This is a genomic window from Pseudomonas sp. 2024-210 (genome assembly GCF_045062345.1).
GTDB lineage: Bacteria > Pseudomonadota > Gammaproteobacteria > Pseudomonadales > Pseudomonadaceae > Aquipseudomonas.
Window position 1 is genome coordinate 1 of the sequence record NZ_JBJGEJ010000013.1, and the last position, 22,217, is coordinate 22,217.

At 54.9% G+C, this 22,217-nt stretch carries 19 protein-coding genes and 1 tRNA gene; 17 read left to right on the forward strand and 3 right to left on the reverse strand.

Going from position 1 to position 22,217, the window contains the following annotated elements; genetic code table 11:
• Window positions 1–51: 51 nt before the first annotated feature.
• The 8 genes from ACI7MX_RS16955 to ACI7MX_RS16990 all read left to right on the forward strand — a co-directional run bounded on the left by ACI7MX_RS16955 (window position 52) and on the right by ACI7MX_RS16990 (window position 10,325).
• Window positions 52–127 (forward strand) — tRNA-Gly (locus tag ACI7MX_RS16955).
• 190 nt (window positions 128–317) lie between these two features.
• Window positions 318–1,259, forward strand: coding sequence for a fatty acid desaturase (locus ACI7MX_RS16960; protein WP_405591420.1), 942 nt, complete (start codon window positions 318–320; stop codon window positions 1,257–1,259).
• Window positions 1,260–1,277: 18 nt separating this feature from the next.
• Window positions 1,278–2,069, forward strand: a complete 792-nt coding sequence (locus ACI7MX_RS16965) for a PhnD/SsuA/transferrin family substrate-binding protein (protein ID WP_314490239.1) — start codon at window positions 1,278–1,280, stop codon at window positions 2,067–2,069.
• 139 nt (window positions 2,070–2,208) lie between these two features.
• Window positions 2,209–2,757 (forward strand): sigma-70 family RNA polymerase sigma factor, encoded by a 549-nt coding sequence (locus ACI7MX_RS16970; RefSeq protein WP_314490244.1) that lies wholly within the window; start codon window positions 2,209–2,211, stop codon window positions 2,755–2,757.
• Window positions 2,754–3,776, forward strand: coding sequence for an ABC transporter substrate-binding protein (locus ACI7MX_RS16975; protein WP_405591416.1), 1,023 nt, complete (start codon window positions 2,754–2,756; stop codon window positions 3,774–3,776). The genes ACI7MX_RS16970 and ACI7MX_RS16975 overlap by 4 nt, the downstream gene beginning before the upstream one ends.
• A 21-nt stretch (window positions 3,777–3,797) precedes the next feature.
• Complete coding sequence (locus ACI7MX_RS16980) at window positions 3,798–4,652, forward strand: proline/glycine betaine ABC transporter permease (protein ID WP_314490250.1); 855 nt, start codon at window positions 3,798–3,800, stop codon at window positions 4,650–4,652.
• The gene (locus ACI7MX_RS16985; protein ID WP_405591413.1) at window positions 4,645–5,481 is read left to right on the forward strand and encodes a glycine betaine/L-proline ABC transporter ATP-binding protein; all 837 of its coding nucleotides are present in this window, start codon (window positions 4,645–4,647) and stop codon (window positions 5,479–5,481) included. The genes ACI7MX_RS16980 and ACI7MX_RS16985 overlap by 8 nt, the downstream gene beginning before the upstream one ends.
• A 116-nt stretch (window positions 5,482–5,597) precedes the next feature.
• Window positions 5,598–10,325 (forward strand): dermonecrotic toxin domain-containing protein, encoded by a 4,728-nt coding sequence (locus tag ACI7MX_RS16990; protein WP_405591410.1) that lies wholly within the window; start codon window positions 5,598–5,600, stop codon window positions 10,323–10,325.
• A gap of 220 nt (window positions 10,326–10,545) precedes the next feature.
• On the opposite strand, the gene ACI7MX_RS16995 is transcribed toward ACI7MX_RS16990, so the two are convergent.
• On the reverse strand, window positions 10,546–10,962 hold the full coding sequence (locus tag ACI7MX_RS16995) for a PA2817 family protein (protein ID WP_314490259.1): 417 nt from the start codon (window positions 10,960–10,962) through the stop codon (window positions 10,546–10,548).
• A 62-nt stretch (window positions 10,963–11,024) separates the two neighbouring features.
• On the reverse strand, window positions 11,025–13,472 hold the full coding sequence (locus ACI7MX_RS17000) for an acyl-CoA dehydrogenase (RefSeq protein WP_405591406.1): 2,448 nt from the start codon (window positions 13,470–13,472) through the stop codon (window positions 11,025–11,027).
• Between the two features lie 133 nt (window positions 13,473–13,605).
• Here ACI7MX_RS17000 and ACI7MX_RS17005 point away from each other — a divergent pair, with 133 nt between their 5' ends.
• The 3 genes from ACI7MX_RS17005 (at window position 13,606) to ACI7MX_RS17015 (ending at window position 16,083) form a co-directional block, all read left to right on the forward strand.
• Window positions 13,606–14,229: a glutathione S-transferase gene (locus tag ACI7MX_RS17005; protein WP_314490266.1), complete on the forward strand. Its 624-nt coding sequence runs from the start codon at window positions 13,606–13,608 to the stop codon at window positions 14,227–14,229.
• Window positions 14,230–14,374: 145 nt separating this feature from the next.
• On the forward strand, window positions 14,375–15,307 hold the full coding sequence (locus tag ACI7MX_RS17010) for an ABC transporter ATP-binding protein (protein WP_314490269.1): 933 nt from the start codon (window positions 14,375–14,377) through the stop codon (window positions 15,305–15,307).
• Complete coding sequence (locus ACI7MX_RS17015) at window positions 15,304–16,083, forward strand: ABC transporter permease (protein WP_314490271.1); 780 nt, start codon at window positions 15,304–15,306, stop codon at window positions 16,081–16,083. The genes ACI7MX_RS17010 and ACI7MX_RS17015 overlap by 4 nt, the downstream gene beginning before the upstream one ends.
• A 41-nt stretch (window positions 16,084–16,124) precedes the next feature.
• Here the strand turns inward: ACI7MX_RS17015 and ACI7MX_RS17020 are convergent, their stop codons facing one another.
• Window positions 16,125–16,640 (reverse strand): DUF2062 domain-containing protein, encoded by a 516-nt coding sequence (locus ACI7MX_RS17020; RefSeq protein WP_314490274.1) that lies wholly within the window; start codon window positions 16,638–16,640, stop codon window positions 16,125–16,127.
• Between the two features lie 132 nt (window positions 16,641–16,772).
• Between ACI7MX_RS17020 and ACI7MX_RS17025 the strand changes: the two genes are divergently transcribed.
• The 6 genes from ACI7MX_RS17025 to kdsB all read left to right on the forward strand — a co-directional run bounded on the left by ACI7MX_RS17025 (window position 16,773) and on the right by kdsB (window position 22,213).
• The gene (locus ACI7MX_RS17025) at window positions 16,773–18,989 is read left to right on the forward strand and encodes a DNA internalization-related competence protein ComEC/Rec2 (RefSeq protein WP_405591401.1); all 2,217 of its coding nucleotides are present in this window, start codon (window positions 16,773–16,775) and stop codon (window positions 18,987–18,989) included.
• Between the two features lie 180 nt (window positions 18,990–19,169).
• A complete protein-coding gene (locus tag ACI7MX_RS17030) occupies window positions 19,170–19,805 on the forward strand; it encodes a MotA/TolQ/ExbB proton channel family protein (RefSeq protein ID WP_146426791.1) in 636 nt (211 codons plus the stop codon).
• Entirely contained in the window at window positions 19,802–20,230 is a 429-nt protein-coding gene (locus ACI7MX_RS17035) for a biopolymer transporter ExbD (protein WP_314490280.1), read from the forward strand. Before ACI7MX_RS17030 ends, ACI7MX_RS17035 begins: the two co-directional genes overlap by 4 nt.
• Window positions 20,230–21,234, forward strand: a complete 1,005-nt coding sequence (lpxK, locus tag ACI7MX_RS17040; RefSeq protein WP_314490283.1) for a tetraacyldisaccharide 4'-kinase — start codon at window positions 20,230–20,232, stop codon at window positions 21,232–21,234. The genes ACI7MX_RS17035 and lpxK overlap by 1 nt, the downstream gene beginning before the upstream one ends.
• A 29-nt stretch (window positions 21,235–21,263) precedes the next feature.
• Window positions 21,264–21,449, forward strand: a complete 186-nt coding sequence (locus tag ACI7MX_RS17045; protein ID WP_153376982.1) for a Trm112 family protein — start codon at window positions 21,264–21,266, stop codon at window positions 21,447–21,449.
• Window positions 21,446–22,213 carry a 3-deoxy-manno-octulosonate cytidylyltransferase gene (gene kdsB / locus ACI7MX_RS17050; RefSeq protein WP_314490287.1) on the forward strand — a complete coding sequence of 256 codons (768 nt, stop codon included), beginning with the start codon at window positions 21,446–21,448 and terminating at the stop codon, window positions 22,211–22,213. Before ACI7MX_RS17045 ends, kdsB begins: the two co-directional genes overlap by 4 nt.
• The last annotated feature ends 4 nt before the right edge of the window (window positions 22,214–22,217 follow it).

The following is a 22,217-nucleotide window of genomic DNA, read 5'->3' on the forward strand; positions in this document are numbered from 1 at the left end:
CCCTTTCACGGCGGTAACAGGGGTTCGAGTCCCCTAGGGGACGCCATTATTGCGGGAATAGCTCAGTTGGTAGAGCACGACCTTGCCAAGGTCGGGGTCGCGAGTTCGAGTCTCGTTTCCCGCTCCAAATTTTGTTTTTTGGGGCTACGCAGTTTCAAAAAACACAGAGAAGCAGCCTAAGGGCTGCTTTTTTTGTGCCTGCGATTTTTGGCGATGCTTCTCTACTGTTAGTGCTAAGCAAATAACCAATCGTTCTGCAAGAAAAGCGCAGCTCGCGCCACACAGAGGTGACTTCCACTTCTTTGTTGAGCTTCGCGATGGCGCATTTTTTTGATCTTGCCCAGCAACGGGATATACAAGCTCTGGCTCGCACGTTTACTGGCCGCACCCAATGGCCAACCTGGCTGTTACTGATTGCGGTACCCGGCGCATGGTTTACGTTGCTGTTATACAGCCCTCTAATAGGCGTTTTCTGGACAACCGTTTTACTGATCCCGGTTGTCGTGTTGTGGATGTCGGTGCAACACGAGCTGTTGCATGGTCATCCCACCGCCTTTCAGTGGCTGAACAAGTTGCTGGGGTATGCCCCCTTTGCTCTTTGGTATCCGTATACCTTATACCGCCACAGCCACCTTGAGCATCACCGCGACCATGACTTGACAGTGCCCGGCCTTGATCCGGAAAGTCGTTACCTTAAGCGTGCTCATTGGCCGCAAACCCCAGCAATAGTGCGGGGCTTACTTTGGCTGAACAAAACGGTAGCCGGGCGTTTGCTGGTCGGGCCACCGCTGGCGTTGTTCGGCCTCGCTGCACAAGAGCTCACGCGCTTGCGTCAAGGTAATCGTCAGGCATGGTGTATGTGGCTCACCCACGGTTTTTTTACCCTGTTGATGTTTGGCTACATTGCCCATTACAGCGTGTTATCGATTGCACATTACGTCTTTCTGGTGACGGTGCCCGCGCTTTCTGTGGGCGCACTTCGTTCTTATTATGAGCATCGGCCAGCCGTTTGCCCTGAACACCGAACAGTCATCAACGAAGCCGGCTGGCCATGGAGATGGTTGTTTCTCAATCTGAATTTGCACTTGGTTCACCATGACCTGCCGGGCTTGCCATGGTTTTATCTACCTAAGGTTTACAGAGCACGGCGTGAACAATGGCTACAGCGCAGTGGCGGTTTTCTGGTTGAAGGTTATGGCGTGTTCCTGCGTAACCATGGCCTGCGTGTCATCGACAGCCCGCAGCATCCTTTCAGTTGATAGAGCACGGAGCCCACCATGTCTGGACGTTATGCAGAACTCACTATGTACAGTGCTCCGGCGCCCGTTGACGCGGCGAATCAGCACTGGTTGGATCGCATCATGCAGCTGTTGAAGCAGGCCCGGGAGAAGCCGCAAAACCTTGACTCATTGGCACTTTTTCGTGCCCCTGAACTCGTGTTGGCGCAAACCTGCGGCTACCCGCTGGTGACTCAATTGCGCGATCAGGTGCGAGTGATCGGTCGGCCACGTTACGACTTGCCTGATAGCACAGAAGGTATTCATTGCAGTTTGATCATCAGCCGCGCCAATGATAAGCGCGAGGCGCTCGCTGACTTCAAGGGCAGTCGCGGGGTGGTCAATGACGTGCATTCGAACAGCGGCATGAACCTGTTTCGTCATCTATTGGCCCCCTTGCATGAGAACGGGCGATTTTTTTCTTCGTTGGGCATCAGTGGCGCGCATCGACAGAGTCTGCGATGGGTAAAGACAGAGCGCGCGGATCTGGCAGCGATCGACAGCGTCACCTATGCCTATTTGGCGCGTTATGCCCCCCATGAGGTCGCAGGCCTGCGTGTCGTGGCGCGTACTGCGCCAAGTCCTACATTGCCCTACATCACCGCGCAGACTTCCAGTCATGCCGAGGCGGAGCGCATTCGCGCCGCCATGAACACCGCACTTGGGCAATTGCCTGAGGTGGGTGCCTGTTTGGGGATCAAGGAGGTGTTACCGGCACGTCCGATGGACTATCAAATACTGCTCGACTATGAGCATGAAGCGGCCAGGCAGGGATTTGCCACGTTGTGCTAGCACGTGTGTCGACTGCGTTTATATATCCAAAATTGATGTTTAAATATTTTTTTAATATTTAAAAGAAATATAAGCCTTTGCTAGGATCGCCGCACCGGATCACCGGACTGACCGCTATCAACTCATTTTTGGAGCCTTTATGTCCGGGGCCGACACCGCTCACCGTGAATACGTGAGGCAGCTCTTTAGCGCTCACTATTTATGGTTAAGTGCACGTTTAAGCTGCTACCTCAATTCGAGCAGCTACGCTGAAGACATTGCAGCCGATACATTTGTCCAGTTATTGAGTACGCCTCAAGCCTTGGTTATCCGCGAGCCACGGGCGTTGTTGACCACTATTGCACAGCGTCTGGTTTACCAGCTCTGGCGCCGTCGTGATGTTGAGCGAGCTTTTTTGATGACGTTATCCAGCCGTGAGCTGGAACCTGTGCCTTCGCCAGAAACAATGGTGCAGTTTTATCAAACGTTGGACTGGGTGGAGCGCCAACTTGAACATTTACCCGACAAGGTCAAAGCGACCTTTGTGCTCTCTCGTCTCAATGGCATGACCTATACACAAATAGCAGCACAATTGGGTATATCTCAGCGTTCGGTCAGCGATTACATGAACCTTGCACAACGTCGTTGCTCAAAACCTGACAGCACACTGCTGAAAAGCCGTCCCCCCAAAACAAGAGAATACGCATGAACAGACTGAAAAAGTGGCTCGGTGGCTCGATTCTGGCGGTTGGGCTCATCGCTCATCCGGTTTTGGCACAAGAGCAGGTGGCGCCTGTCCATTTCGGTGACATCACCTGGGAAAGCGGCAGTCTGATCACGGAAGTACTGCGATATATCACCGAGCATGGTTACGACGTCGCGACCGATACCTTGCCCGGCAGCACGGTCAGTCTCGAGGCCGCACTGGCCAAGAATGATATTCAAGTCATTGGCGAGGAATGGGCAGGGCGCAGCCCGGTATGGGTCAAGGCCGAGGCTGAGGGCAAGGTTTCAGGCTTGGGCGATATCGTCAAAAACGCGAGTGAAGGCTGGTGGGTGCCAGAATACGTGATCAAGGGCGATCCGGCCAAAGGGATCAAACCTCTGGCCCCGGACTTGAAATCAGTGGCGGATCTGGCCAAGTACAAAGACGTGTTTCGTGATCAGGAAGACCCGACTCGGGGGCGTTTCCTCAATAGCCCGACGGGCTGGACTTCTGAGATTGTTAACAGCCAAAAGCTCAAGGCCTATGGTCTGGACAAGGATTTCGTCAATTTCCGTACCGGTTCAGGTGCTGCACTGGATGCCGAAGTCAGTTCGTCGATTCGCCGTGGTAAACCGGTGCTGTTCTACTACTGGTCTCCGACCCCGCTGATTGGACGTTACAAACTGATCAAGCTGGAAGAACCCGCCTTTGATGCCGAAGCGTGGAAGACCCTGGCCGACGCCAACAACCCCAATCCCAAGGGCACCCGCTCGTTGCCGGCCAAACTGGCAATTGGCGTCTCAGCCCCCTTCAAAGCCCAGTATCCGCAGTTGGTTGAGTTCTATGAAAAGGTCGATTTCCCAATCGATTTACTTAACACCACGTTGGCTAAAATGAGCGAAAAACGCACTGAGCCGCGTACAGCGGCCCAAACGTTTTTACGTGAACAGCCCAACATCTGGCACGGCTGGGTCACTGCGCAAGCGGCTGAAAAAGTTGATCAAGCCCTCAAATCCAACTAACTGACCGAGCGTGGGCATTGAATGTTTCCTGACAACCTGACGTTTTCCATCGCAGGGTGGGTCAATGACGGGGTTGATGCGCTAGTCAGCAATTACGGGGATGTGTTTCGGCACATCTCTGACACCTTGCTGTGGGCCATCGTTAACCTCGAAAACCTGCTGCGCATGACCCCGTGGTGGCTGATGTTGCTCATTGTCGGGGTCATCGCCTGGCACGCCACTCGCAAAGTGGTCAGCACATTGCTGATTGTGGGCTTGCTGTTTTTGGTCGGCGCAGTCGGGCTGTGGGACAAGCTGATGCAAACCTTGGCTCTGATGATGGTGGCCACGGTGATTTCAGTGCTGCTGGGTATTCCCCTGGGCATCCTGGCGGCCCGTAACAACCGCCTGCGTTCGGTCATGATGCCGCTGCTGGACATCATGCAGACCATGCCCAGCTTCGTGTACTTGATACCCGTACTGATGTTGTTCGGATTGGGGAAAGTCCCGGCGATTTTCGCCACGGTCATTTATGCCGTGCCGCCCTTGATCCGTCTCACCGACCTGGGTTTGCGCCAGGTTGATCGTGAGGTGATGGAAGCGATCAACGCCTTTGGCGCCACCCCGTGGCAGCAACTGTTCGGCGTGCAATTGCCGCTGGCCCTGCCGAGCATCATGGCCGGGATCAACCAGACCACCATGATGGCGTTGTCGATGGTGGTCATCGCCTCGATGATTGGTGCCCGAGGTCTGGGTGAAGACGTGCTGGTGGGCATTCAGACGCTTAACGTTGGCAAAGGGCTGGAAGCCGGGCTAGCCATCGTGATTCTGGCTGTGGTCATCGACCGCATTACCCAAGCCTATGGCCGACCACGGCATGGGGCAAAAGATGAGTGATGTTGTGATCAACAAGATTGAAGTGCGCAACGTGTTCAAGGTTTTCGGCACGCGCGAAAAAGAAGCCCTTGCACTGATAAAGGCCGGTAGAAGCAAAGACGAAGTATTGGCTGAAACAGGCAGCGTGGTGGGTATCAACGACTTGTCGTTGTCGATTCACGCGGGGGAGATATTCGTCATCATGGGGTTGTCCGGCTCCGGCAAGTCGACGCTGGTGCGCCATTTCAATCGCCTGATCGACCCGACCAGTGGCCAGATTCTGGTGGAGGGTGAAAACATCCTTGAATACGACATGCCAGCTTTGCGCCAGTTTCGCCGGAAAAAAATCAGCATGGTGTTTCAAAGCTTCGGCCTGTTGCCCCATCGCAATGTCCTGGACAACGTGGCCTACGGTTTAAAGGTGCGGGGCGAAAGCCAGGCGCAGTGCAATGAGCGTGCGCGGCACTGGATCTCGGTGGTGGGTTTGCAGGGTTACGAGCAGGCATTTATTCATCAGCTCTCAGGGGGCATGCGCCAGCGCGTGGGATTGGCGCGTGCACTGGCCACTGACACGGATATCATCCTGATGGATGAAGCCTTCAGTGCTCTCGACCCGCTGATTCGTGCCGAGATGCAAGACCAACTGCTTGAGCTGCAACGCAACCTGAAAAAGACCATCGTTTTCATCACTCACGACTTGGACGAAGCCCTGCGTATTGGCAACCGCATTGCGATACTCAAGGATGGGCAGTTGATTCAAGTCGGCAGCCCTCAAGAGATACTGCAGTCTCCGGCTGATGATTACGTAGGTCGTTTTGTTCAACGCCATCATGCTCAAGCGCGTCATTAACATATCCCGTTACCGCCCTGGGTAAGGTGTTCACGCGTTAAATCACAGAAACAGGCTTAGCCGTCGCGAGTGCACGGGCTAAGCCATTTTCTGTTAACTGACGCGATGAACATCCCATGAAAGAACTCTCAAAAAACCCCGATCTGATAGCGGCGTATTCAGTATTAAGCAGTTTTAAAGCCGAGGATTTTGGCCCGCGTCCCAGCTTTCAGGATGTGGTCAAACACGTGTTCAAAATAGCACTGGAGGATAAATTTCCGACCTTATCTGTCGCTGTTGCTGATTTGAAGTTGGCAGAGCCATTGACGGCATTTGATCCCGATAACGCACAGCCCCGGCACTACCGTTTTATGGCCCCGGACGAGGTCATGATTCAGCGGTTCATAGATGACTCGTCCTTCACGTTGATAGAGGGCGAGCACCGCCTGACAACCAGTTCCGATACCGTGAACCCTCTTGCTCAGTTGGTGAACATGGACAGCTTGCAGACCTTGATCAATGACCATTCACCGTTGTTGATCGGGGCATACCAACAGGCCGTGGCCGCGTTTTGGAGTGAACGGCGTGAAGGTAATCAGACGCCTTTTCAATGGCTGTCTCGATCACTGAAAGCGGGATTGAACTCGACGACTTCCAGTCGCAACCGTGTGCCTGAATTATCGAATGAAAAAGGGGTTTCATTGGCCGTGGTTAGCGCATTTCCAGAAAAAGCCGAGCGTTTGGAAGCTTCTTCTGAAACCCCGTTACACGCTTACCTGGTCAATATTCAAAGTACGGAAAAAACCGGACCACAGCGTTTTCAGTTGCCGGGCACGCTGGTGGTCACCCGGGACATGGCCGATCGTTCTTTTATTCTCAGCTATGCCCCTGAGCGTGGCGTAGAGCAGTTTCGATCAATGCAATGGCTGGGCAACAGTTTTATTCCACGTGTCAGTGAGCGAGTGGGGGCGTCATTATTTACGTGGACCTTGTATGAGCCAGAGGGGGATGTATTTGAAGCGCTAACGCTGACGTTAATTGATGCGCAACTGCACAGGATTGCCAAGCTGGGTCAAACCGCCCAAGCCGAACGCTGGAGTGTGCCGAGGCTGATACGGGCGCTGGATGATGCCGGCGGTCGTATCCCGCTCTTTAATCCGCAAGAGCGTAGTTACCTCGATCATGTCATTGCGAACTTGCCATCGTGGTTGCAGAACGCCGAGCCCGACGATCAGTTGTCATACAGCGAGTTGTTGTCGGCTCAAATCTTTTGGCAGCAAAAAACCAAGGGCCGCACTTTTCTTGAGGGCATAGACGCTTTACCCATCTACGCCGAGCAGATGCTGACGCAGCGACTTCATCTTGATCATCCCGAGGAGCGGGTCGATGTTAAGAACATCCAGGTCATTGAACTGACCGTTGAAAATCTGCAAGTGCCGCAGTTCAACGAAACTCGCACCTCTCTTGTCGAATTCGCGTTGAGTTATAGAGGTGGATGGCCAGTAGGGTTGATTGAAGTTCAAGACAGCCGTGACAGGCCGGTGCCACTATGGTTGACAGGCAGTTACGTTAAAAATCTTATTGATGAGCTGGATATAAGCACCCATTACATCGAGCTCATCAAGCGTTTATTGATGGATGATGAAGTCGGGCTTGTAGAGCGTCAGGCTTTGTTCAAATCGCAGATTAGCGTGCAATTGTCGATGCTGGCGCTAGAGAAAAAAATCAAGAGAGAGGGTGGATTTACGGCTGAAGGCTGGCAAGTTGTGACGCGACTCATGCGCCCTGATGACGGGTTGGTCGTGGGTCATTGCAATATCTGTGTTCGGCCTTTGGGGTTCCATGCTTATGAGGGATCAGCCGTTGATCCGGTATCAAATATGTATGTACTGGGGCCGTACGATATTGATACCGGGCCTTTTATTCTTTATCGGCCATTAACGGCTGAACCTCTGCTTGAGTTCGCCACTTGGGGTGCGCTGCTGGAGGCTATCAAGCAGCCTGGCGAGCTTCAGGTCAGTGTACTGGCATGGTTTGATGAAAACGCACATGGCTTTTATGCCGACGGGGGTTTCGAACGGCCCCACCTTGAGAGTGTATTGAACGAAGGATTTTTAGCGCTATTGCCTAGAAGTCCGGCGATTCTGAGCACTCAGCGTATTGTCGGCGATTATTTTGAGGCGATGTATCAAGCTCATGCCCAAGCGTTGATAACCTTGGCAGATAAACAAACGATTTCGGTCTCTGAGCGGCGCTGGTCTTCAATCAAGCGTTACGGCTGGAGCCTGTTCAACGGCTTGACCTTTTTCATCAGCGGGCCGCTGCAAAAAGCAGCATGGATATTTCAGACGCTTTTAAGCCTTGATAACGGCCTTCAGGCTCGACTCGATGGTGATAAAGAGGCAGCCATGCAAACGGTCGTCGACTTGTTGTTCAACATCAGTCTGGCATTGCTGCATGAAGGACTGAATTTTCGAGCCACTGCTAACGAAAAGTGGCGACTCGATGCCCCGCTGGATGAGCCGATGCTCTCGGTGTACAACGATAAGAAACCTGAGCCGGGCTTAATTCCGGAAGCACCTGCGCTTGTACAGAAAAAACTGCCTGATCTTCAAACGCCGCAAACCATCATCGAGTACTCATCTATGGATTACTCGTGGTTCAGTTCCTCAGTGCAGTTAACCCCCGCATTACGTGCTGCGCTTGACACCTTTGCTGTAGAGGTCGATTTGACTCAAGGCGCGCGTATAGATGAAGGACCCTTTAAGGGCCTGTTTACACTTCAAGACAGGCACTATGTACTGTTGGATGAAAAAGCGTATTTCGTGAGTGCTGATGCTGACGGTGTAGTGATACGCAAAGAACACGATCTACAGGCGTCAGGTCCTCGCCTTAAAAGCAGTTCTTCAGGTGAGTGGAGCCTTGATTTTCGGCTGGGGTTACGTGGAGGCAGTCCCAAAGAAACCGTTAAGGCTAGACAAGCCAAAAATACTGAAAAGGTTAATCGGTTAGTGGCACAAACTGAAAGTATTCAGAGTGATGTCGCTCGCCGTGAGATGGCCATGAATATCCTTGACGGGGTTCTTGATACAGACACGGCGCGCAGGGAAATGCATTTGGACCGATATGAATTTGAACTCGGCGAATGGCGAAAAAAGATCATAGACATTATTCAGCTAATGGATGAGGCCCATAAAATAATCCCTGCTGACGGGCATGAAGTGATTAAACAAAATACATGGGCCCGTCTAGCGCTTAAGTCGTTCAGGTTTCAAAATAAATTAGAGGAATACTTGCGGGAATTGACGGTGAGCACTGCTCAGCCTGATTATGATCTTTCATTAAGTTCAGCGATTGAAGCGTTGGCAAGCGGAATAAGCACGCCCTACGAGCAGTGGGTCGATAACTTGAAAATTACCGAGCGTTTTGAAAAACGTTTGTTTAAAAATTCTATTCTGGAAGTTGAAGCACTTGATCAAGTTAGAAAAAGGCCGCTGTCTAATAGCAGTCCCTTGGCTGAAATAGTAAACAGCCCTAAAAATAGATACTTTGATAGGCACTGGACGGCCACCTATTTAGAGACCCTGTGTGAATTATTGATTCGGCGAGGAAGTGAAAATCTGTCACCGGAAGAGCAATATGCATTTGACTGGTTTGGGCAAGGAACGCTGGTTGATATCGCATGGTCTCAATTAAACCTGGGACGTGAACAGCAAGTCTATACACCCGAACATCTAAGCTTTTTTGACAATGTACTTCAGCGCTATGACGCGACTGAGGCCGTGTGCCAGAGTCTACTGGAGTTGAATTCTGAACACTTACGCAATCAATACCTTCCTCCTATGGTGGAGGTCATCAAGACCTTGCGAGAGTTCGCTGAAAAACAAATGGCTGAAGTGATTATCGACTCGGAAAGTTCATCCTCCGAACCCGATGAGCCGAGGCCTGGGCCGAGTCGAAGTGTCAGTCAGCAGGGCGCCGAACAGGGCTCTAAAAAAAAGCAGCGCATTATCACGACCGATAAAAAACAGATGCTGGTAGGCACGCTTCGCCCTTCTGGTCCTGACTCGGCAGATGAGATTGTCGATGTCATTGAGGGCGTGGAGAGATTGAAGATTCACTCCTATCGAAGGATTCAAAGTGGAGAATGGGAGAAGATTAGCCTTCAGCGGCCTTCGACTTTACAGGCCACTCACGTCAAAACATTAACCAAGCTGGAAATGGATGCTCGAACCTTGCTGGGGCAATTTAGAAATGCGATCGCCAGCGCCCGGGCGAGTGCTGAATTTACGAAGATTCCAATCGAGATGCAGGAAATTCTGGAGTTCAAGGCTATGTCACTTGAGCAAGTGGCTACGCAGATGGACAGCATCATCCAGCGCGCCAGCGCCGAAGTTGAGGCGCTCAGTGATGAGCGAAGAGTTGCCGCCAATGCGCTGATCCACAATCTCAAACAGGGCGCCGCCAAGTTAAGGGAGGAGGGACGCAACCTTCGTATCAGCATTATCAAGCGCCTTCCACCCACGGGGGCCAATGTGGACTATTTAAAAAACCAGGCTGCCATTGAGATTGTCCGGCTAGGGCCCAGAAAGCATTTAACCAAAGGACAACGAAAAGATTTTCTTCAGGAATATGTCGTCAAGGACCTGGAAGGGCGGGAGTTATGGTTTGCTCATTTTCATTACAAAACCATGCTGACTCCGGCCAGTGAGTTCGATGTCGCGCATTTGAAAACTGCCGCGCAGCGCACCTTGAGTGAGAAGGCACTGTATGCCAAGGCTCAAAGCCCCAAGGACTATGTCGAGGTCTATCGGGCCAAGCTGGACCTCGACTTGGCAACACGGTTGTTTTTATCCGTTGAATAATCAGTTCAGGTCATAACGGACGTGACAACACGTGGAGCTTTCTCACTTTCAGTCAGGGTGGCGTGTGGCTTCTGTACAGGCTTTCGCGTTACTTGCCACTGAAAGCTGCGGGTGTTTATCAGGTATCGGATGCAGCGGCTGACGCAAGAGCCACCCTTGGGCTCGTGACAAAAAAACCCGCACGGTTAACCGGGCGGGTCTTGGATATTCAGGTACTCAATCAGTGTTGCGGGCTGTCTTCGTGGGTGGGCAGCGCCATCAGTTGTTTTTCCTGATTCCAGTCGAACGGCTCGTCATTCTGTTCGGCCTCATAACGGCGCTCTTCCAGCGCTTCGTACATGTTCAACTCTTCATCGGACAAGTAGTTAAAGCACGCGCCGCCGAAAAACCACAACAGGTCACGGGGTACCAGGTGGCCAATTTGTGGGTAGCGTTCAATCACTTGGCACAGGATGTCCTGACCCAAATATTGGCTGCTGTCGAAATCGGTCAGCAAACCGCTCTTCATCTCATCGAAACGTTCGATAAACAGAGCGTGGCTTTCTTCCGGAATCTGTTCGGCATCACCGACAGCAACCAGAATGCTACGCAACATATCGAGCAGGACGAGGTTATGGTTGAGATCGTTGGTAGCCATCACGGCGTCCTCTAAAGCAAAACGGGCGCGAGAGTATAAAGCTCTGTGCGCCCGCTGTCGTGCTAGCGAATTTTTCCTTCGCTGAGGGTGAGTTCTTCCTTGTCGAAGTCATCCACGTCAATCACCTTGCGCCGGGCGGTTTCCGCGGTGCGTAATGTCTCGGCTTCATCGGGTTGCAGCACGCCTGCCTGAAGGGCCGAATCGATGGACGGTTCGCCTGCTGCCGGTTTGAACTGGCCGCTTTTATGGGCTTGATGCATTTTTTTGTACACCGGCTGAGCGTTACGCAGCACGTCACTGGCATGTTGCAAGGCGCCTACGGCATCGTCGGGTGACTGCGGGCGGTAACAGCCCGCCAGTAAGGCTTCCAATGCCGGATCGCCCTTGGCGCGGCCCAATACCGCAGCGACCTCAGCGTCGAGAGCGTCCGATGGGCCGGTATGGCGGCGCCCAAACGGGAACACGATGCCACGCAACAAGACACCTAGTGGGCGGCTCGGGAAGTTTCTCAACAATTCATCCAGTGCGCGTTCAGCGTGACCCAAACTTTCCTCCATGGCCCAAATGAACAATGGATTGAGGTACTCGGGCGAGTCAAGGTCGTGATAGCGCTTGAGCGCAGCCGACGCCAGGTACATGTGGCTGAGCACATCACCCAGTCGCGCCGACAGGCGCTCACGGCGCTTCAGCTCGCCGCCCAGCAGCATCATGCTCAGATCGGCAAGCAGCGCAAAAGCAGCTGCCTGACGATTGAGCGCACGGAAGTAACCTTGGCTCAAGGTATTGCCGGGTGCGTGGTCAAAGCGCCCTAGACCCAGATTCAGCACCAGGGTACTGGCTGCATTACTCAGCGCAAAACCGATGTGCTTGAGCAGCAAGCCATCAAATTCCAACAAGGCCTGGTCCTTGTCTTCACGGTGCGCGAGTGCCATTTCCTTGAGCACAAAGGGGTGGCAGCGAATAGCACCCTGACCAAAGATCATCAGGTTTCGCGACAGGATGTTGGCCCCTTCCACGGTGATGAAAATCGGCGCCCCCTGCCAGTTGCGGCCCAAATAGTTGTTAGGCCCCATGATGATGCCCTTGCCGCCGTGGACGTCCATCGCGTGGCCGATGCATTCACGGCCGCGCTCGGTAAGGTGATACTTAAGAATGGCCGACAGTACGGAGGGTTTTTCACCCAAATCCACCGCATTGGCCGTCAGGATACGGGCGCTGTCCATCAGCCAGGCATTGCCCCCTATCCGGGCCAGCGCCTCTTGAATGCCTTCGAAAGCGGCCAGGGGAACATTGAACTGCTCGCGAATTTGAGCGTATTGGCCGGTCACCAGACTGGTGAACTTGGCCGCACCGGTGCCGACTGCAGGCAACGAAATAGAGCGTCCGACGGACAGGCAGTTCATCAGCATCATCCAGCCTTTACCGAGCATCTCCTGACCACCAATCAGGTAATCCAGCGGGATAAAAACGTTCTTCCCCGAGTTCGGCCCGTTCATGAAAGCGGCGCCCAAGGGCAAGTGTCGGCGGCCGATTTCCACACCGGGAGTGTCTGTTGGAATCAGTGCGAGGCTGATGCCCAAGTCGTCTTTGTCGCCCAGCAAATGCTCGGGGTCATAAGCCTTGAATGCCAGACCCAGTAACGTAGCCACCGGGCCAAGGGTTATATAGCGTTTTTCCCAATTCAGGCGCAGCCCGATGACTTCTTCGCCTTGCCATTGGCCTTTGCAAATGATGCCGGTGTCGGGCATCGCGCCAGCATCCGAACCCGCCAGCGGGCCGGTCAAGGCAAAGCACGGAATATCGTCGCCACGGGCCAGACGCGGCAGGTAATGGTTGCGCTGTTCATCAGTGCCGTAATGCAGCAGCAGTTCGGCCGGGCCAAGTGAGTTGGGCACCATGACAGTGGACGCGAGGTCGCCACTGCGGGTGGCGAGTTTCATCGCTACCTGCGAGTGGGCGTATGCAGAGAAGCCTTTGCCGCCGAACGCTTTGGGAATGATCAAGGCAAAAAAGCCGTGAGTCTTGATGTGCGCCCACGCTTCGGGGGGCAAATCCATCGCCTGGCCTATTTCCCAGTCGCTGACCATTGCACACAGCTCTTCTGTGGGGCCGTCGATAAAGGCCTGCTCTTCTTCGGTCAGTTGGGCTTTGGGGTAAGCCAGCAATTGTTCCCAATCCGGGCGGCCACTGAACAGCTCGCCATCCCACCAGACGGTGCCTGCATCGATCGCATCGCGCTCGGTTTTAGACATGGGCGGCAAGGTTTTCTGGAACCAGCTGAATAACGGTGCAGTGAACACTTTGCGCCGCACATCAGGCAGCAACAACAGGGCGGTGGGCACGGCCAGCAGGATCCATAAAATGGCCAGCAACCAGCCCGACACATGGCCAATGACCCCCATTGCCAGCAGGTATACCGCGGTCACACTGATAATCGTCAAAGGGGCGACGCGTCGGTGGGCCAGCCAGGCAATGCCCACGATCAACACCAATATCCACAACAACCACATATTCAATCCTCCATGAAGCCAAGGTCGGGAGCCCTGAGTCTAGAACACCGTACCAAGTGTGACTGCGTGCAAGAGGCGCAGTTCACCATCCCGGCGTAGACTCCTTTGGCGTCTATCAATCAGGAGTCTGGTCATGCTGAAAGTGTGGGGTCGCAAGAATTCGTCGAATGTCAGAAAAGTATTGTGGTGCATTGAAGAGCTGGCGCTGAGTTACGACAGGGAAGAGGCGGGCGGTGCCTTTGGTGTAGTCGACAGCCCGGAGTATCGAGTGTTGAACCCCAATGGCCGTGTGCCCATGATTCAGGATGATGATTTCATCTTGTGGGAATCCAACACCATCGTGCGTTATCTGTGCGCCGAATACGGAGACGATACGTCCTGGTATTCACGGGTCAATCGGGTCAGGGCTCAGGCCGACAAGTGGATGGACTGGACGACCGCATCCTTTGCCGTTGCTTTTCGTGACGTGTTTTGGGGCGTTTTACGTACGCCGCCGGAGCAACAGGATTGGCTGACAATTAACGCTGCCATCAAGGCGAGTGCGCAGTTGCTGGCGATCGCCGATCAGGCGCTGGCGGAAAAACCTTTCCTGTCAGGTGAAGAAATCGGGATGGGTGATATTCCACTGGGATCATTTATTTATGCCTGGTTTGAAATGCCCATCGAACGCCCGCCGATGCCGCATCTGGAGGCGTGGTATGAGCGCCTGAAACTGCGTCCCGCCTACCGCAGCGCCGTGATGACCGCGTTGACTTAATAGACACTATTAACACGGGTGACTGTACTTGTGCGGCAAGGCCGAGCACCATGGGTAGTGTTAAATGGCCTTGTCGGACTTGTCTTACAGACAATCCGCCCTCATTGAGTCATCCCCATTCCCCCACCTTGGTGCGTAATCCGATATGAGTTCCGCTCTGTCCATACGGCAGCTAACCAAAACCTACGGCAACGGTTTCCAGGCCCTGAGTGGTATCGATCTGGATGTTGCTGAAGGTGACTTCTTCGCCTTGCTCGGTCCCAACGGCGCCGGCAAATCCACCACCATTGGCATTTTGTCCACGCTGGTTAACAAGACCAGCGGCACGGTAAATGTGTTTGGTCATGACCTTGACCGCCAGCCTGCTGCGCTCAAACGCTGCATTGGTGTGGTGCCGCAGGAATTCAACTTCAACCAGTTTGAAAAGACCTTCGACATTGTGGTGACCCAAGCGGGTTACTACGGCATACCACCCAAAGTTGCCAAGGAACGAGCGGAAAAGTACCTGACGCAGTTGGGACTTTGGGACAAGCGCGATACGCCTTCGCGTTCATTGTCGGGTGGTATGAAGCGCCGCTTGATGATTGCCCGGGCCTTGGTGCATGAGCCGCGTCTGTTGATTCTCGATGAGCCGACGGCGGGTGTGGACATAGAGCTGCGTCGCTCGATGTGGAGTTTTCTCACCGGTTTGAATGAGCAGGGCACCACCATCATTCTGACTACGCATTATCTGGAAGAGGCTGAGCAGCTGTGCCGCAATATCGGCATCATCGACCATGGCACCATTGTCGAAAACACCAGCATGCGCAATCTGCTGGGACAGCTGCATGTCGAGACCTTTTTGCTTGACTTGAAATTTCCATTGTCAGCGTGCCCGCAGTTGATCGGCTACCCGAGTCAGTTGCTCGACGCCCATACGCTGGAAGTCCAGGTCGATAAGGTGGTCGGCATTACCGGGTTGTTCACTCAATTGGCCGCGCAAAACATCGAAGTGGTGAGTCTGCGCAATAAAACCAATCGCCTTGAGGAGTTGTTTGTGTCGCTGGTCGAGAAAAACCTGGCAAAGGTGGCGGTATGAGTTCAGAGCTGCGTCCCAACCTGATTGCACTGAGCACCATTATCTATCGCGAAGTTCGCCGTTTTATGCGGATCTGGCCGCAGACCTTGCTACCACCTGCGATCACCATGGTGCTGTACTTCGTCATCTTCGGGAACCTGATCGGTCGGCAAATTGGCGATATGGGCGGGTTCACGTACATGGAGTACATCGTGCCCGGCCTGATCATGATGTCGGTGATCACCAACTCCTACGGCAACGTGGTGTCGAGCTTCTTCGGCAGCAAGTTCCAGCGCTCCATTGAAGAACTGATGGTATCGCCCGTCTCCCCTCACACGATCCTGATCGGCTTTACCGTAGGCGGTATCTTGCGCGGGTTGATCGTTGGATTGATCGTGACGTTGCTGTCGCTATTTTTCACCCATTTGCAAGTTCATCACTTGGGGCTGACCATTGTCGTAGTGGTGCTGACGGCGACTATCTTTTCGCTGCTGGGCTTTATTAACGCCGTATTCGCGCGAAACTTCGACGATATTTCGATTATCCCGACCTTCGTGCTGACGCCGTTGACGTACCTGGGCGGGGTGTTTTACTCCATCACTTTGCTGCCGCCGTTCTGGCAGAGTGTGTCGCTGGCCAACCCGGTGCTGCACATGGTCAATGCCTTTCGCTACGGCATCCTGGGCGTTTCTGACATTAAGATCAGCGTTGCGCTGACCTTTATGGTGATCGCAACCATCGTGTTGTATATCGGTTGCGCCCGACTGCTGGTCAGTGGACGAGGAATGCGCCAGTAGACACGTGTTTTTACATCAATGGCCCCTTTTGGGGCCATTTTTCATGGGCGATGGTTTTTTCGTTTCACCCACTTGCGGCTAACCCACCAACGCCAATACAGCATGGTCAGGCAATAAGCCAGCGCGCCAAACACGACGCCGCATACCACCGAGCCCAATAAAAACGGCTGCCATACCGTGGAAAGCTGAGCGCTGATCCATTCCCAGGTCAGCTCGTCGGGCAGGGTGCGCGCGGGCACATTCATCAACCAGGCTCCCAGCTTGTAGGTGCAATAAAACACCGGCGGCATGGTGATGGGGTTGGTGAGCCACACCAGCCCTACGGAGATGGGCATATTGCTGCGTACGTTAATTGCCAGAAAGGCGGCCAGCAGCATCTGAAAGGGCATGGGGATAAAGGCTGCGAAAATGCCTACAGCCATTGCCCTGGACACGGAGTGCCGATTGAGATGCCAGAGATTCGGGTCATGAAGCAGCGTGCCTAAAAATCGTAAGGACTTATGTTCCCTGATCAGGGCCGGATCTGGCATGAAACGTTTGATTAAACGCCGTGGCATGGGCCTCTCCCTCGGTCAAGAGGCCAGTATGACCAAATTCTGCAGGATGCCTATTCAGACTTTGTGACAATTATTTAAGTGCCTGCAGTGGGTTTCAGCTAATCCGGGGGATGGGAAACTTTTGGACGGGCGATGCATACAGGGATGTTGGCGCTGGCGTCGGGCTTGATTGCCTTGCGCTTTTTACCGGAACTGCCGCCGGTGTGGAGTGTTTATCTGTTGCTGGTCGCGGGGCTGGGATTGCTGATTTGGCGCAGGTATCCGGCCGGTTTGTTTTTGCTAGGCATCAGTTGGGCCTGCCTGCAAGGGCAATCGGCCCTTGAAGATCGATTGCCCTCTGCACTCGACGGGCGAACGCTTTGGGTCGAGGGGCGTGTCGTCGGACTGCCACAGCCAACGGACAGCGGCGTGCGTTTCGAACTGCAAGGCGCCCGTTCGCGGCACGTCGAATTACCGGCGAGCTTGCTATTGAGCTGGTGGGGCGGACCGTCGGTCAACAGTGGCGAGCGCTGGCGATTGGCGGTCACCCTCAAGCGTCCTAAAGGTTTACTCAATCCGCAAGGGTTCGACTATCAGGCGTGGTTGCTGGCGCAGCGAGTCGGCGCAACAGGGTCTGTCAAAGATGGTCAGCTCATCACGTCAGCCACCCATGCCTGGCGTGATGGGTTGCGCCAGCGCCTGCTCGGCACGGATGCCAACGGTCGTGCGCCGTGGCTGGCTGCGCTGGTCATGGGCGATGGTTCGGGGCTGAGTCGCGATGATTGGCAACTGTTGCAAGCCACCGGTACCGTCCATTTGTTGGTGATTTCCGGGCAACACATCGGTCTGTTTGCCGGTTTGCTCTATGGCCTTGTCGCCCTGCTGGCACGCTACGGGTTATGGCCCCGTCGGCTGCCGTGGTTGCCTTGGGCGTGCGGGCTGGCGTTTGTCGGGGCGACGGGCTACGGCCTGTTAGCGGGGTTTGAGGTGCCGGTGCAGCGTGCCTGCGTGATGCTCGGGCTGGTGTTGCTGTGGCGGTTGCGCTTTCGTCATTTGGGCGTGTGGATGCCGTATTTACTGGCGCTCAATGCAGTGTTGATGGTCGATCCGCTGGCGAGCCTGAGGCCTGGGTTGTGGTTGTCCTTTGGCGCGGTGGCCGTATTGATTTTAACCTTCAGCTCACGCTTGGGGCCGTGGAGCTGGCGGGCCGCATGGCTTCGGCCGCAAGGTTTGATCGCTCTGGGGTTATTCCCGCTGTTATGGGCACTGGGCTTGCCCATCAGTTTGAGTGGGCCGCTGGCCAATCTGGTGGCAGTGCCCTGGATCAGTCTGCTGGTGCTGCCCACGGCGTTATTAGGCACGTTCATGCTGCCAGTGCCCTGGCTGGGTGAGAGCCTGCTCTGGCTGTCGGGCGGACTGCTGGATGTGCTGATTCGCGGGCTTAACCTGTTATCCGGTGTGTTCACGCCCTGGTTGCCCGTAGAAGTGCCTGTCTACGTCTGGTTATTGACCGCCATGGGCGTCTTGATTCTGCTCTTGCCCGCGGGTGTGGTACTCAGGCCGCTGGGTTGGCCGCTGGTACTGCTGGCCGTTTTTGCGCCGCGCGAGCAGATACCCCACGGTCAAGCCGAGGTGCTGCAACTGGATGTCGGGCAGGGCTTGGCGATCGTTTTGCGCACCCGCAACCACACGCTTTTGTACGATGCGGGGCCCAAAGTCAGGAATTTGGATCAAGGTGAGCGGGTGGTGGTGCCCGTGTTGCGTTCATTGGGGGTTAAGGCGCTGGATCTGATGTTGATCAGTCACGCCGACTCGGATCACGCAGGAGGCGCACTGGCGGTGCAGCGCGGCATCAAGGTGTTGCGAGTCATCAGCGGTGATGTGCCGGGGTTGCCTGCGCAATTACAGGCGCAACCTTGTCGCACCGATGAGCGCTGGGAGTGGGATGGTGTTCGGTTTTCGCTGTGGCAGTGGCAAGAGGCAAAGGACAGCAATCAGAAGTCTTGCGTACTACAGGTAGACGCCGGCGGTGAACGGTTGTTGCTGACGGGTGATATTGACGTTAATGCAGAACGAGCCTTGCTGAAGTCCTCGCTGGCGGTGCCCACGCAATGGCTACAAGCCCCGCACCACGGTAGCCGAACTTCATCTTCGATGGTGTTTCTCAAAACACTGGCGTCCAGTACGGTGCTTATTTCTCGGGGTCACGGCAATACGTTTGGCCATCCGCATCCTCTCGTGTCGGCGCGATATCAGGCGTTGGGGATGCAGGTTCTCGACAGTGCCGAGCAAGGAGCCATCGCGTTCAGGTTGGGAGCCTTTGGTTCTGCGGTGGGTTTTAAAGAGCAGCGCCGGTTTTGGCGTGATTAAATCTGCCAAACCGTGATGCAGCCAGTGCGCGAGAGCGCCAGTCTTGTCGTCGCAGACGAGATACGGGGCTGCGATAAGACTCGAAAGGCCTTCAAAAAGCGGGTGTCGTTGCGCAGCACTTGTTAAGCGAGCACTGAACGCTATGGTAGAGTGGCGCACTTTTTCGAGGGGATTGTCACTGTGTGGGAACTGGTCAAATCCGGCGGCTGGATGATGCTGCCGATCATTCTGAGCTCTGTTGCCGCGCTGGGCATTATTGTCGAGCGCCTGTGGACCCTGCGTGCCAGCCGTGTCACGCCGCCTCATCTGCTGGGTCAGGTGTGGGTCTGGATCAAAGACAAGCAGCTGGACAAGGAAAAACTCAAACAATTACGTGCCGACTCTCCGCTGGGTGAGATCCTGGCCGCCGGTCTGGCCAACTCTCGGCATGGCCGCGAGATCATGAAAGAGTGCATTGAAGAGGCCGCCGCCAGGGTCATTCATGAGCTGGAACGCTACCTCAACGCGCTGGGCACCATTGCTGCGATGGCCCCTCTTTTAGGGCTGTTGGGCACCGTACTGGGCATGATCGATATTTTCAGCTCGTTTATGGGCTCGGGCATGACCGCTAACGCGGCTGTGCTCGCAGGAGGCATTTCCAAAGCGCTGATTACGACCGCCGCCGGTTTGATGGTGGGTATTCCTGCGGTGTTCTTCCACCGTTTCCTGCAACGCCGGGTTGATGAACTGGTGGTGGGCATGGAGCAGGAAGCGATCAAACTGGTCGAAGTGGTGCAGGGCGACCGTGAAGTCGACATGGCCGGGAGCAACGCGTGAAGTTTCGCCGCAAACCACGAGAAACAGTGGATATCAACCTCGCGTCGTTGATCGACGTGGTGTTTATCTTGCTGCTGTTCTTTGTTGTGACCACCACCTTCACACGTGAAACCCAATTGCGCGTGGATTTGCCGGAGGCTGTCAGCGGTTCTCCCGAGCAGGAGCCCAACAGCAAGCAACTGGATGTCGCCATCAGCGCGGACGGTGTGTTTTCGGTGAACAACCAGTTATTGCCAAAAAATGATCTGGCTAGCCTGATCGAAGCCCTGCAAAAAGAGTCCGGGGGGGATACCAGTCTGCCTCTGTCAATCAGTGCCGATGGTAAAACCCAGCATCAGGCGGTCATAACGGCCATGGATGCCGCAGGCAAATTGGGCTTCAGCCATCTGCGCATGACCACTGTCGAGGCGCAGACGACTCCCTGATGGCCATGTCCGATCGTTTGCTGCGTGCCTGGTATGCCGGGCACCCTTTGCTCAAGTTGTTGAGCCCTCTTGAATGCTTGTATCGCCGTGTGGTCGAGCGTAAACGTGCACGTTTCTTGGCGGGCGAGGGCGAGATCTATCGTGCGCCGGTGCCGTTGGTCGTAGTCGGCAATATCACTGTGGGCGGTACGGGCAAAACACCCCTGATCCTCTGGTTGATCGAACATTGCCAAGGTCAAGGTTTGAAGGTAGGTGTGGTGAGCCGCGGCTATGGTGCCAAACCGCCGCACCTGCCGTGGCGTGTGCAGGCTGAACACAGCGCCGCCGTGGCAGGCGATGAACCCTTGTTGATTGTGCAGCGTACTGGCGTGCCGTTGATGATCGACCCGGATCGCAGCCGCGCCGTCAAAGCCTTGCTGGACAGCGAGCCGCTGGACTTGATTCTGTCTGACGATGGTTTGCAGCATTATCGGCTGGCCCGGGATCTTGAACTGGTATTGATCGATAACGCCAGAGGCCTGGGCAATGGCCATTGCCTGCCAGCGGGCCCATTACGCGAGCCAGCTGAACGCTTGAACAGTGTTGATGCGGTGTTATACAACGGCGCAGCCAACGATCCGCCGGGCGGGTTTTCCTTCCAGTTGAAGCCCACGGCACTGATTAATCTGGTCAGTGGCGAGCGTCAGGCGTTGGATTATTTTGCGCCGCAACAGGCCTTGCACGCCGTGGCCGGGATCGGTAATCCGCAGCGTTTCTTCACTACCCTTGAAGCGCTACACTGGCGGCCAATTGCCCATGCTTTCGCAGACCATGCGCCTTACAGCGCCGAGGTCTTGAATTTCAAGCCGTCATTACCCTTGGTGATGACGGAAAAGGATGCGGTGAAGTGCCGCGATTTTGCGTCCCCCGACTGGTGGTACCTCGCGGTGGACGCTGTGCCGTCGCAGGCTTTTGTACGGTGGTTTGACCAACAGTTGTCGCGGCTTTTACCGAATCATCTTTAACCCTAACTCATTCTTTTCAGGGGAACCCTATGGACACCAAACTGCTCGATATTCTCGCTTGCCCGGTTTGCAAAGGCCCGCTCAAGCTCAGCGCCGATAAAACTGAGCTGATCAGTAAAGGGGCTGGCTTGGCTTACCCGATTCGCGATGGCATTCCGGTGATGCTGGAAAGCGAAGCCCGTACCCTCGACACCGATGAGCGTCTGGATAAATGATCCCGGTTTTTACCGTCGTTATTCCGTCGCGCTTTGCGTCGACCCGTTTGCCCGGCAAGCCGCTGCAGATGATTGCGGGCAAACCGATGGTTCAACATGTTTGGGAACAGGCCTGTAAAAGCAGTGCGCAACAGGTGGTGGTTGCCACTGACGATCAGCGCATTGTCGACGCCTGTCATGCGTTCGGTGCGCACGTGGTTCTGACCCGTGCAGACCATGAGTCCGGTACTGACCGTCTGGCAGAGGTCGCGACCCAATTGGGATTGGCCAGCGACGCTATCGTGGTCAATGTTCAGGGCGACGAGCCGATGATCCCGCCGCAGGTGATTGATCAAGTCGCGGCCAACCTTGCCGCTCATCCTGAAGCCCGCATGGCAACACTGGCTGAACCGATTGAAGACGCCCAGACCCTGTTCAATCCGAATGTGGTCAAGGTGGTCAGTGATATTAATGGGTTGGCACTGACGTTCAGTCGCTCAACCCTGCCATGGGCGCGTGATGATTTTGCACTGCACCCCGACACACTGCCGCAGGGTGTGCCTTATCGTCGTCATATCGGCATTTATGCCTATCGCGCCGGATTCCTGCATGACTTCGTAAGCTGGGGCCCTTGCTGGCTCGAAAACACCGAGCGTCTGGAGCAATTGCGGGCACTGTGGCATGGCGTGCGCATTCATGTGGCTGATGTGCTTGAAGCCCCGCCTGCCGGTGTCGATACCCCAGAAGACCTTGAGCGCGTTCGGCGTTTGCTGGAGGTTCGATGATTGA